This is a genomic window from Paenibacillus agilis (assembly GCF_007786455.1).
In the GTDB taxonomy this organism is placed as follows: Bacteria; Bacillota; Bacilli; order Paenibacillales; family Paenibacillaceae; genus Paenibacillus_B; species Paenibacillus_B agilis.
Genome location: NZ_VNJK01000001.1, coordinates 3,615,541 through 3,627,569, shown reverse-complemented (window position 1 = coordinate 3,627,569; position 12,029 = coordinate 3,615,541). Strand labels below are relative to the sequence as shown.

Sequence of the window (12,029 nt, the reverse complement as noted above, 5' to 3'; positions counted from 1 at the left end):
ATAGGGGGCGAATGGAATATTGGGAAATGTATTTGTCATGATATTAGGATACATTTGACACCATTGTTGCTAGTTGATACCATAATTATGTAATAAAATCGAATAGTTGAGTCCTTTTGTTAGTTAAATGCCTTGTCAGTGTTAGGTCGAGAGTTCAAAATCCAAATAGAGAGGACCGTGATTAGCATTGGATAAGCAAGCTGCGCAAACTAAAAATCAAGTATGGGAATGGGCTAAAGCCATTTTGTTGGCCGTTATCATTTTCTTTGTACTGCGGTCGTTTATAGCTTCGCCTTCTGTCGTAAGCGGGTATTCTATGGAACCTAGGCTTTATACTGGTGAAAGAGTAATTGTGAATAAACTACTTTATCAGTTTGCTGAACCAAAAAGAGGAGAAATTATTGTCTTTCAATCCAAAAAAGGGCCAGATCATATAAAGCGAGTCATTGCACTCCCTGGTGAAAAAGTAAGAGTAGAAGGAGATCAAGTTTATATAAATGGCAAGCTATTTGATGAGCCTTATTTAAAAGAAGCCGTAGAACAAGCGAAAAAGGCAGGGACTTCGTACAATTTCATCGATTTTGCAGAGCAAACTGTGCCAGAAAATACGTTATTCGTAATGGGAGATAATCGATCCAAGAGCCGTGACAGCCGTGATCCTTCGGAAGGATTTGTCGGCTTTGATGCAATTGTAGGTCGGGCAGAGCTGGTCTTTTGGCCGCTCAATGATATTGAACTTATTAAATAACCTCATAATTACATAAGCTGAGATATTCAGTAGAAATCAAAGAAGACACGGAGCAATCCGTGTCTTCTTTGCAGGAGTGAAGCGTGTGAATTATATATGAAGCATCTGACTGGTACAACTTGCAGCGCATTGAGGGAAAGCGTTAGCGGGGGGAGGCTAACTATGCTTCATGCGCCGTCGCCTTGGTTGAAGGCGGATCCAGCCAAATACAGCTTCTCCATCTGGTTCGATCAATGGGTGACAAACGTTTTTTACGAATCTATGGGTAAGAATGACCGTACAACCTACAGATACTAGTATGAGACAGATTGCCAATATACTCGAATCAATGTACGTATAGAGGCCAAAATATTCAGCAAATCGAATGAGCAGCCCGTGTATAAGAAATACATACAAAGTTCGTCGTCCGCAATCGGTAATCGCACATATTCGCGTAGGAACCCATGCTAGAAATGCTGCCGATGCCAGTAGTTCCAGTGCATAAATGGATAATCGCATCATAATTGCAAGTGTATTGATTTCCCATCCTAATTGTTCATACGTAAAGCTGTTCATAAGCCATGCAGGATCAATATAGGGATGTAGTTGAAACAGTGCAACAAGCAGAATTCCAGATATGCCTGCAGCTATAAAACGTATAGGCGTAGCGAACCATCGAGCTAGAGTGCTGAAAGGGAAATAGTAGCCGATAATGAAAAATGGCAAGTACACGAATGTACGAGAAAGTCCAAGCCAATCTCCTTCAATAGGAATGAATCCTATAAATACACCTAACGCTACAGCTACCCAAATGGGATAACGTACATTCCATCGAATAAAGCTTCGCAGCACGAGTCTCCATATCGCATGACCGACAAGGAACCATAGCAATAAATAAGGAATAAAAAAGGAATGTGTAATACCAGGTAACTGAAACATCGTCATATCCAGTACAGAGTAAATAGATTGAAATAGAACATACTGCAAGGCGATTTGCTTCAAGATTCGATTGCCATTCGGTCCAAAAAGATTCGTTCGTGCAAAATAGCCCGTAACACCGACAAAGAGTGGCATATGGAAAGTAAATATCCATAAGAACAAGGCTTTCATCTCAGGCATTGTGTTAATTAACGGTTCAATTGCATTAGCGATAAAGACGGTGACAATAAGCAAGAATCGTAAGTTGAGGCCGAATGTCTCTCCACTCCCATGTGAGATTATCGGCGCTTTACTTCGCGTGCGATGAGGCACAAGGCGAAGCCACATGGTTAAATCCTCCTCTAGGATGCGGCCTATTTCACGCGTGATGCTGCATTCGTTTATCTATATCCACAAGATATCATACGATGGAGCAATAGATTGTGATCGATGTCACAAACATATAAATAGATCGTTTTACCTTATGACATTTTTTTGAACGAGGAATGATGATGGCTCTATTTAGAGCGATGAAATCTACTAACCTTTTGAAACTATAGCGGCGAGATTCTATATACCCGACAAGGATAAAGATTGACGGTAACTTTTGGTAGATATACACTTAAGTTATATCCAAGACGTGGAAGGAGCGGTTGTCTCTCATGAATGAAACGTTGTCTCATCGTGATCAGCTAGAGTTAGTCACGTTAGGTGAATCGATGGCACTGCTGCATGCGGCTGATTCACGGGGATTGGAATATGCTTCTACCGTTCAGAAATCATTTGGCGGCGCTGAAAGCAATGTAGCCATCGGACTGTCTAGATTAGGACATCGTTCTGCATGGATGAGCTTGCTCGGTGATGATCCATATGGACATTATGTTGTAAAAGCCATTCGTGGCGAAGGCGTAGATGTTTCGCGTGTTCAACATATTGAGACTTCACCAACTGGCATTATGCTGCGAGAATCGGTAGGCGGGCGTTCATCTGTCTATTACTATAGGAAGCATTCTGCCGCAAGCACGATGCAGCCTGACATGCTGGATACAGCATTTATTAAGTCGGCACGTATGCTTCATGTGACAGGGATTACATGCGCTTTGAATGATAACTGTGCCAATACGGTTGAGGCGGCCGTCCGGATCTCTAAAGACGCGGGACGCAAAGTCAGCTTTGATCCGAATTTGCGCTTAAAGCTCTGGTCTATTGAAGAAGCGAGAGCACGACTGCTGCCGTTGGCTCATGAGTGTGATTATTTTTTACCTGGGCTCGATGAGTTAAAGCTGCTCTACAATACGGATGATGAGCGTCATATTTTCAAGCAGCTGGCTATGATCCCTGCGGTGTGCATTGTTAAAGGCGGCATCGAGCAGGGGCGCGGTGTGAACTATGTCGTTCGCGGTTCTCAAGTGGACGAGGTACCGTATAAACCTGTCGAGCATGTGTTGGATACTGTAGGCGCTGGAGATGCTTTCTGTGCAGGTGTATTGTCAGGGCTATTGCGAGGCTATGAGCCTGTTGAAGCGGTACAGCTAGGAAATGTATCGGGGGCTATGGTCGTTCAAGCAGTAGGTGATTGGGAAGCGCTTCCCACATGGAAGCAAGTGCAGGCTAGTTTGACGAATTCGATACATATTGAGAGATAAATGGATAAGGGAGAGTGCTTAACTGATGAACAAGATTAGACTTCTACAGGCGATTCACGCCGAAGGTGTTGTTGCTGTCCTTCGTGCTGACAGTTACGAGCAAGTTGTTGAAATGGCAGAGCAAGCGATAGCAGGCGGCATTCGAGTCATCGAAATTACATTGACGGTTCCACATGCTTTGCGTGCGATTGAACAGCTTAGTATGAAGTATTCATCTGATCCGCAGTCGGATCGCCCTTATGCGATTATTGGAGCGGGTACCGTATTGGATCCCGCTACTGCCCGTGCTGCTATGCTGGCAGGTTCCGATTTCATCGTTAGTCCATCACTAGATCCCGAGACCGTTAAAATATGCAATTTGTATCAAGTACCGATGATGCCAGGCACGATGACAATTAAGGATGTGCAGCATGCGTTGGAGCTTGGTGTTGACATTGTAAAACTGTTCCCTGGAAATATGTTTGCGCCGTCCATCATTCAAACACTGAAAGGGCCGCTTCCGCAAGCGAACTTCATGCCGACAGGCGGAGTGAATGTTAGTAATATTGGCGAATGGCTGCGTTCAGGGGCTGTGGCAGTTGGAATCGGTTCTGATCTTACAAAGGAAGCCGTTGCTACTGGTGATATGAGCCATGTACGCAAGCAAGCCGAGCGCTATAGACAAGCTTATGATCAGGCAAAAGCTGAGTTATCAGCCAAAGTTGAGGTTGCGGTACGTTCTTAATCAGTCATTTATATATACAGACATAATGGTGCCGTTTGAGGTCTTTTACAGCAATTTGACCTTGATCGGCATCTTTTTGTAGTTTTTTGTTTTGCATCGGTTCGATGTATAATGATACGAGTAAAATGAAGTGATAAAGGAGATGCGTGTAGGAATGCCAAGCCGAACCTACTCATTTGATGAAGCTGCTGATAAGCTTGCCCAGTATATAAGCGAACACAGTCGAATCGTATTTTTTGGAGGGGCGGGTACTTCTACCGAAAGTGGTATCCCTGACTTCCGCTCACAAGATGGGGTTTTTGCCAAACAACAAGTATACCCGCATGCTCCAGAAATAATGGTGAGCCGACCTTTTTATGATAGAGATCCAGAAATGTTCTATACGTTCTATCGTGATAAGCTGATTCATCCTGAAGCGAAGCCGAATGTAGGACATCAAGTATTAGCTCAATTGGAGCAGCAAGGGAAGCTCCAAGCCGTAATTACTCAAAATATTGATGGACTGCATCAGGCCGCAGGTAGTAAAGAAGTGATTGAGCTTCACGGTTCCGTGCATCGCAATGATTGTCTATCATGCAAAAAGCGTTACCCACTAGCAACGGTACTGGAAAGTGTGAGCGTTATTCCGTATTGCCCAGCGTGTGGCGGAGTGCTGAAGCCTGATGTTGTGCTGTATGGTGAAACACTAAATGAGCAAGTAATTGCGGATGCCGTTCGTAATGTTGAGCATACCGACCTGCTTATTATTGCAGGGACATCTTTATCCGTGCAGCCAGCTGCAAGCTTTGCGCAAATGGGGAGTCAAGCTGCTACTGTCATCATTAATCGAACAAGTACACCGTTTGACAATGCAGCAGATGCTGTATTTAATCATTCATCTGGGCTTCTATTGGAAGCAGCATTTAAGCGACTGTAAATGGGCCAAAAGAAGAAATTATGCAAATCAAAATCATAGAGAAGGCAACAACTAGGGAGTGGACAAGATGATGAGAATGCTAGGTATTGATCTTGGAACAACGAATCGAAAAGTCGGTTTGTTCGAAGAGAACGGAGAGGTTGTGGGTATCGTTAGCCGACCTACGCTGACTCAGGATACTGGGGAAGGGTACGTCGTCTATGATGCCGAGCAGTTATGGACCGATGTCGTCGAGATGATTCGAGAATTGACCGAGCAGCATGGGGGAGCAAATATTGCTGCGATTGGAATCGCCAGCATGGCGGAAAGCGGACTTCTATTACATAAAGACAGCGGTGCGATACAATCTCCTTTACTGCCATGGTTTGATACGAGTTCAACACCGCAAGCAGAGCGAGTGCGAGCAGCAGATGAACGCTTGAAGCTATTTCAACGCAGTGGATTGCATTTGTCTTTCAAGCACGGTTTGCCAAAGTTGTTATGGCTGCATGACCGAGATCCAGACATGTTCCGAGATGCAAGATGGGTATCTGTGTCAGGGTTTATTGCTTACCGTCTTAGCGGCGTGATGGCATTTGATCCTTCACTGGCCACACGAACGTTCGTCTATGACATGCGCACGAACGATTGGGATCGCGAATGGATCCAGAACTTTGGCTTATCGCCAGATTTGTTCCCGGGTGTATATCCGAGCGGTGCTCCGCTTGGTCCGGTGAAGGCAGAGCTAGTGCAAGCGCTTGGATTAAATTCAGCACCTGCTGTTGCTGTCAGCGGACATGATCATGTATGTGCTTCCTTAGCGGTTGGAGCTGTCTCTCCAGGGGATGTGTTTGCATCGATGGGGACTGCTGAGACATTGGTTGGACTGATGCATCCAACTCAGCTTGGGGAAGAAGATTTCCAAACGGGACTGTCCTATGGTTATCATGTTATTCCGGGATTGCGTTTCTGGATGGGAGGAAATCCTTCGTCGGGTGGATCTTTGGAATGGATCAGACGCCAGCTTGGGGATGATGCTCTCTCCTACGATGAAGTAAGAGCCTTATTAACACAAGAAGATCGATATCCTTGTGATGTTATGTTCTTCCCTTACTTAAGCGGAAGTGGGGCACCACACCCGAATTCCAATACTCGTGGAGCATTTATCGGCTTGAGCAATAAGCACGGCAAGGCAGAACTTCTTCAAGCCGTATGCGAAGGGACGTCATATCAACTAGAGATGATCCGTCGCAGCGGAGAACGAGTATGTGGACAATCGATAACGGAAATGCGCGCTGTAGGCGGCGGAACACGAGCGGAGCCATGGTTGCAAATGAAAGCGGATGTAACAGGCGCAACGATGATCGTCCCAACGGTAGATGAAGCTACGCTGCTTGGAGCTGCGTTTACAGCCATGCTGGGCACGGGACATATTGCAGATGGTGCAGCTATTCAGCGTCTCATCGAACAGCGAGGTACGAAGCGGGTTGAGACGAGAGCGGAACTGCATGATCGTTATCAACGTGCCTATGAACAGCGATATGAGCCAACGGCTGCATTTTTGAGACAACTGCCCATTATAGAGTAATTGTATGTACAGATAGCAACGGAAGGGCGTCTCCAGGGAGATGCCTTTTTGTTTACGTAAATGAACGAATGAACGACATCTGCGATAAGAATAATACATTCTGTAGGTTGGCACACTCGGAGGAGCGCTATGTTTACAAATACCAAGTTTACAATTGGCGAAATGGCTAGAATGCACCGGATACCCGAATCAACGCTGCGTTATTATGATGAAAAAGGGATTTTTCATCCTTCCATTGTTGATCCGAAGACACAGTATCGATACTATACGGTGGATCAGTTTTTTATGTTAGACATGATTAAGTTTCTGCGTCATTTGGGTATTTCATTGAAGCAGATTAAACAATATATGGATGAGAGAAGTCCAGCAAAAACATTAGATATTTTGACACAGCAAAAAAAGCTCATGGAACAAAAGCAGCAAGAAATAGAGCTTATGATTGCGAAAATGGATCATAACATAAGAGTAATGAATCAAGCGATGACAGGTACGAAAAATACGGTAGAGTTCAAACGAATCCCCAAAAGAATGATCACATCGGTAGCGGTAGAGGCGGATGCAACGGATGAAATGATGGAATATTACATACACTCGCTGCAAAATAATGCTCATTTGCATGATATGAGCTTATTTGTTGGGGCCATTGGGGTTACAGTATCCAAAGAAGATTTTTTACAGGGCAATTACCGTGCCTACAAGTATTTGTACATTAATGTGAATCCCATGTCTTCCTTAATCGAGAATCATCAAGTCATTGAAGAGGGCTTGTTCGCCTGTGCCTATCATCATGGGCGCTATGAACAAACGAAAGAAACATATGAAATTTTACTGCTTGAGATCGAAGCACACAATTACGAAGTGATCGGGGATTCGATTGAGGCAGGAATCGTTGATCTTTCAATGACTAGCAATCCAGAAGCATACATATCTGAGATCCAAATACCTGTAAGGAAACGGTAGAAGAAATGATTCTTATCCGCTTGACCTTCAAGTTACTTGAAGGTTTACACTGTCATATGTCAACAAGAGGTAAAGGAGATTTAGCGTAATGGCAGGAGCAGGAGCATTTGCACATGAAGATTTAAGAACGAAAAGCATTAATAAATTGTTCGTCAGTTATTTAATACCGACGGTACTTGGTATGGTATTGATGTCCATCAATATTATTATTGACGGTGTCATGGTCAGTCGCGGTGTAGGTGCAAACGCACTGGCAGGTGTAAATATTGCGTTGCCGGCGTTCTCGATCATTTTCTCGATTTCATTGTGGATTGGTATGGGGGGAGCTACGCTGTATTCAATCGCGATGGGGGAAAATAATATCGAACGTGCACGATCGATATTTTCACAATCGATAACGTTAGCTATTGTCATTGTGGGTATACTTATGGCGCTATGCTTATGGCAAATCGAAGATTTGGCTCGCTTATTTGGTGCTAATGATGTTATTTTACCGTATACGGTTGAGTATTTAGAGGTGTTACTGACGTTTGGAGTCATTTATGTATTAGAAAATGTGCTGAGCATCTTTATTCGTAATGATGGTAATCCGCGGCTAGCAACGATGGGACTCGTTACAACAGCTGTGTTGAATATTGGACTAAATTACATTTTTATTTTCGTGAATGGCTGGGGTGTAAAAGGTTCAGCATTAGCGACGATATTATCAGCAGCAATTGGTTTTGGCGTGTTGTTGACACATTTTTTACGGAAGAAAAGTGTTCTGAAGTGGACAAAGCTTCATTTTGAATGGAACGTGGTCAAAGATATTCTTATGATCGGATTCCCAAGCTTCGTGACGGAAATGTCCGTTGCAATCATTACAATTGGTTTTAATATTGCTTTTATTGCATTTGCAGGAGAAACGGGAGTAGCGGCGTTTGCCGTCGTAAACAGTATCCATTCGATGACCTTATTATTGTTCTTTGGAGTCGGAGCGGCGTTACAGCCGTTAGTTAGCTTCCATTATGGGGCGCAGCTGTACGATCGATTAAAAGCCGCCCTACGTATTGCTGTGAAAACAGCTTTGCTATTTGGGGTGATAGCTATTATCGTCGGATTTTTCTTTGGCGAATATATCGTCATGCTATTTGATATTCAGTCTGAGCAATTGCTCGCGCTTACGATTACAGGAATAAGTCTCTTCTTCTTGCAGTACTTGTTCTTAGGCTTTAATATCGTGTACGCTGAATACTATCAATCAATCCGGCAGACGGGTAAAGCAACGGTGATCATTTTAAGTCGGGGGCTGATACTTGTAATCCCTTTGTTGTGGATCATGCCTAATTTGTTAGGAGTTAACGGGATTTGGCTTGTTCCAGTAGCAGCCGAGGCTCTTACGATGGTATGGGTTGTCATTATGAATCGTCGAGTCGGAGTGGGATTGAGCATGCAAAAATCCTAATTAAGGATGGGCATAGGAAAGGTGGAGGCGTTGTTGTTTACAGAAGCTGTGTATGAAGACGAGCAATTTCGAGAACTTGAATATCAACAGCAGGAACTGCGTTCCGTCAAATTTTACGACTGCACCTTTACGAAATGTGATTTTAGTGAAACGGTGTTTATCGATTGTAAGTTTTCAGGCTGTGTGTTTGAAAACTGTAATTTGAATATGATCAGGATGACCGACTGTGAATTCACGGATGCCCATTTCACGAATTCCAAGCTCGTTGGCTTGAATTGGACGGAGGCGTCTTGGCCAAAGTTAGTTAGACAAGGTATGCTGCGATTTGAGCAATGTGTGCTAAGTCACTCTACTTTTATAGGGCTTTCTTTACAGAAGTGTCTTATAAAAAACTGTTTAGCCAAAGATGTGGATTTCCGGGAAGCTGATCTGAGCAAAGCAGATTTGAGCTACACGGATTTCTCTGAAAGCTTATTCGGTAATACGAATGTAACGGGTGCTGATTTCCGTCATGCTCTGAATTATTCAATCGATCCAGGTTCCAATCGGATTAGTAAAGCTAAGTTTATGATGCCAGAAGCGACTTCGCTGCTCTATAGTATGGATATACAACTAGTAGAGGAATAATCGGTTACATTGAAACGACGGATAAAGTGGGTTACGTGTGCGGAGAAATGCTCTAATTGCTATGAGGAGGCGCTTCAAAAATAGATATTACTATCATGATATCATTCCTATTAGTACTGTTCTGCCTTCTCTCTCTGCTTTCTATCGTATGGACAAGCTGGAGAAATGGAATTTCTCCTATGCCCTCGTCAGCGCCTTTACGTCGAGCCGTTGCTAACGAAGTGAACCGACTTCGTGGGAGTGGACTTATCGTGGAAGCAGGTTCTGGCTGGGGGACGTTGGGGATACATTTGGCGAAATATTGTAAAGACTGGCGGGTTATCGGGATTGAGAATTCGCCTATTCCTTTGCGTGTGTCGCAACTGCAGGCAAGGTTTAGCTTAGGGAGGAGCTCGAAGAGTAGAGCTGCTTTTCAAAAAGGAAATATCTATACGTGGTCGTACGCGGATGCAGATATCGTTGTCTGCTATTTGTATCCTGGTGCAATGCAGCAGTTAGGCTCGATTCTCCATCGTGGACTGAGACCAGGTACATGTGTAATCAGTGTATGTTTTGCAATTCCAAACTGGACGCCGGAGAAAGTGGTAGTATGTCGAGATCTTTATCGTACGAAGGTTTATGTATATAAAGTAGAATAAACGGCTAGTTCCTTTGATTATAAAGGAGCTAGCTTTTTTGTTTACAGAGAAAAACTAATCAAGCAGGCAGCCGCAGCGCAGGCGTAGTTTCGAAAAATGGGAGAAATAGAATTATTTTTTTCGTTGACAATAAAAGTCTTTCTTTCTCTTTATTGTTCATGCCATAATGTTCGGTGTAAGGTTATTTTTGATAAACCTACATCGGGGGAGGAGAAAGTTTATGCGAATGCGTAAAAGTTTACTGCTATTATTGGCTACACTTCTAATCGTATTGACAGGATGTCAAGCGGTAGGAGGAGTAGAGGTTGGAACAGCTCTCAAACAACTTGCAACAGTGAAGTCACTAGAGAGCAAAGGTTCGTTCGCTATTAAAATTAATGTAGCGCCGAATGCGAAGTTGGACAAGGAACAACGCGAAATTGTTGATGTAATTAACAGTACACGCATCGAAACAGTAACAAAAGTTCAGGACAGCAATAACGTTTCTGTTAAAGGGACAGCATACATAAAGGATAAGAAACTAGGGTTCCATATGCTAGTTGACAGCAAGCAAATGGCGGTTCATGTTGATGGCGCGAAAGCTCCGATCGTTGTGCCATTTGCGCCTGAAGGAATGGAAGGGTTCGATATGGAGGACTTGCCTATTTTGAGTCCAGCCGTTCAAAATCAATTCCAAGAAAAATTCGTTTCGTTCTTTGTCAAGCATGCACCTAATCCAACTGTGATAGATGTAAAGGCGACTGAGGAAACGGTATTTGATCAGAAGTTGAATGTGAATCGTATCCATGCAGAGTTTGGTGCGAACGAGACATTTGACTGGACACGTGGATTGATCAAATCGGTAATAGCTGATGAAGCAGGCACGAAAGCATGGCTGAAAGATGTCATCACGACATTTGGCGAAGTTATGAAGACGATGGACGATAGTGCAGAGGTACAATTACTTTTTAATAACAGCGAAACTTCTGCTAATCTTGCATACAGCTGGTTGAAGGACAATGGAGTAAAGGCTGTAGATGAAGTAGAACAAGAGTGGAAGAAATTATTGAAAGACCTGCCTAATTTCGCGCCTTTGATGAGCAAAGACACGAACATTAAGATGGATTGGTTCGTTGATTCACAATTGACTACACACAAAATGTTGAGCGAATTCAATCTTGCACTCCCGCAAGACAGTGATTTCCCGTTCACAAGTGTTCAAATTAAGCAATCAGCGGAATACCGTAATGTGAATAACCCAGTGTCTGTTGATAATTTGGATACGTCCAAAGCTTTGAAAGCAACAGATTCTACGCTTACGACTGGGGATTGGCTGCGTCATTTTGACTCCAACTCCGACATTCACAAGTTCATGTTGGAAACAGGATTCACGAGCAAACATCTAACTTTGCCACTACTTGAGGAAGATGGATACGAAGATTGGGGATATGAGCATCCACGTCCGATCGTAGAGAAAGGCAAAACATTCGTCCCTCTTCGATACGTAGCAGAAGCGTTTGATGCAGATGTGAAATGGGATAAGAGCAAGAAACAAATTCGTATCGTTGATGATATCACACAAAAAGTAATAATTTTGAACGTTGACAGTAAATCCGCGAAAGTGGATGGCAAGGCTGTAGCGTTGAAAAACGCACCTAAGCTGGTTAAAGGTACGGTATACGTTCCTTTAGTTGAGGTTGCTAATTTCCTAAATGTCAAAGCTAAATTCGAGAATCATGAATATGGAAAATGGATTTCTCTAGATCGTAATTAATTGACCATAGCAAAATTGTGACATGAACGGCTATTAGTCATTTGGCCAGCCCAATCAAAAAATGCAATTATATGAAAGCTCAAGTTGACCAACCTGTAGAGGTGGAACG

At 43.5% G+C, this 12,029-nt stretch carries 11 protein-coding genes; 10 read left to right on the top strand and 1 reads right to left on the bottom strand.

Annotated elements, in window-relative coordinates; genetic code table 11:
* Window positions 1-187 precede the first annotated feature (187 nt).
* Entirely contained in the window at window positions 188-748 is a 561-nt protein-coding gene (lepB, locus tag FPZ44_RS16110) for a signal peptidase I (RefSeq protein ID WP_144991548.1), read from the top strand.
* A gap of 156 nt (window positions 749-904) precedes the next feature.
* Here lepB and FPZ44_RS16105 read toward each other — a convergent pair whose 3' ends face one another.
* A complete protein-coding gene (locus tag FPZ44_RS16105) occupies window positions 905-1,993 on the bottom strand; it encodes an acyltransferase family protein (RefSeq protein WP_144991547.1) in 1,089 nt (362 codons plus the stop codon).
* A 314-nt stretch (window positions 1,994-2,307) separates the two neighbouring features.
* Between FPZ44_RS16105 and FPZ44_RS16100 the strand changes: the two genes are divergently transcribed.
* The 9 genes from FPZ44_RS16100 (at window position 2,308) to FPZ44_RS16060 (ending at window position 11,920) form a co-directional block, all read left to right on the top strand.
* Window positions 2,308-3,291, top strand: a complete 984-nt coding sequence (locus tag FPZ44_RS16100; protein ID WP_186786075.1) for a sugar kinase — start codon at window positions 2,308-2,310, stop codon at window positions 3,289-3,291.
* 25 nt (window positions 3,292-3,316) lie between these two features.
* Window positions 3,317-4,015, top strand: a complete 699-nt coding sequence (locus tag FPZ44_RS16095) for a bifunctional 2-keto-4-hydroxyglutarate aldolase/2-keto-3-deoxy-6-phosphogluconate aldolase (RefSeq protein ID WP_144991545.1) — start codon at window positions 3,317-3,319, stop codon at window positions 4,013-4,015.
* A 154-nt stretch (window positions 4,016-4,169) separates the two neighbouring features.
* Entirely contained in the window at window positions 4,170-4,931 is a 762-nt protein-coding gene (locus FPZ44_RS16090) for an NAD-dependent protein deacylase (protein ID WP_144991544.1), read from the top strand.
* A 67-nt stretch (window positions 4,932-4,998) separates the two neighbouring features.
* Window positions 4,999-6,498 (top strand): FGGY-family carbohydrate kinase, encoded by a 1,500-nt coding sequence (locus FPZ44_RS16085; RefSeq protein WP_261378348.1) that lies wholly within the window; start codon window positions 4,999-5,001, stop codon window positions 6,496-6,498.
* Between the two features lie 129 nt (window positions 6,499-6,627).
* Window positions 6,628-7,458: a MerR family transcriptional regulator gene (locus tag FPZ44_RS16080; protein ID WP_144991543.1), complete on the top strand. Its 831-nt coding sequence runs from the start codon at window positions 6,628-6,630 to the stop codon at window positions 7,456-7,458.
* Window positions 7,459-7,546: 88 nt separating this feature from the next.
* Entirely contained in the window at window positions 7,547-8,902 is a 1,356-nt protein-coding gene (locus FPZ44_RS16075; RefSeq protein WP_144991542.1) for an MATE family efflux transporter, read from the top strand.
* Between the two features lie 33 nt (window positions 8,903-8,935).
* Entirely contained in the window at window positions 8,936-9,529 is a 594-nt protein-coding gene (locus FPZ44_RS16070) for a pentapeptide repeat-containing protein (protein ID WP_186786074.1), read from the top strand.
* 179 nt (window positions 9,530-9,708) lie between these two features.
* Window positions 9,709-10,167, top strand: coding sequence for a class I SAM-dependent methyltransferase (locus FPZ44_RS16065; protein ID WP_261378347.1), 459 nt, complete (start codon window positions 9,709-9,711; stop codon window positions 10,165-10,167).
* A gap of 220 nt (window positions 10,168-10,387) precedes the next feature.
* Complete coding sequence (locus tag FPZ44_RS16060; protein WP_186786073.1) at window positions 10,388-11,920, top strand: copper amine oxidase N-terminal domain-containing protein; 1,533 nt, start codon at window positions 10,388-10,390, stop codon at window positions 11,918-11,920.
* Window positions 11,921-12,029: the final 109 nt, after the last annotated feature.

Coding starts and splice junctions, on each gene's coding strand:
- FPZ44_RS16105 (WP_144991547.1), bottom strand. CDS start 1,993: ATGTGGCTTCGCCTTGTGCCTCATCGCACGCGAAGTAAAGCGCCGATA.
- FPZ44_RS16095 (WP_144991545.1), top strand. CDS start 3,317: ATGAACAAGATTAGACTTCTACAGGCGATTCACGCCGAAGGTGTTGTT.
- FPZ44_RS16075 (WP_144991542.1), top strand. CDS start 7,547: ATGGCAGGAGCAGGAGCATTTGCACATGAAGATTTAAGAACGAAAAGC.
- FPZ44_RS16085 (WP_261378348.1), top strand. CDS start 4,999: ATGATGAGAATGCTAGGTATTGATCTTGGAACAACGAATCGAAAAGTC.
- FPZ44_RS16100 (WP_186786075.1), top strand. CDS start 2,308: ATGAATGAAACGTTGTCTCATCGTGATCAGCTAGAGTTAGTCACGTTA.
- FPZ44_RS16065 (WP_261378347.1), top strand. CDS start 9,709: ATGCCCTCGTCAGCGCCTTTACGTCGAGCCGTTGCTAACGAAGTGAAC.
- FPZ44_RS16080 (WP_144991543.1), top strand. CDS start 6,628: ATGTTTACAAATACCAAGTTTACAATTGGCGAAATGGCTAGAATGCAC.
- FPZ44_RS16060 (WP_186786073.1), top strand. CDS start 10,388: ATGCGAATGCGTAAAAGTTTACTGCTATTATTGGCTACACTTCTAATC.
- FPZ44_RS16090 (WP_144991544.1), top strand. CDS start 4,170: ATGCCAAGCCGAACCTACTCATTTGATGAAGCTGCTGATAAGCTTGCC.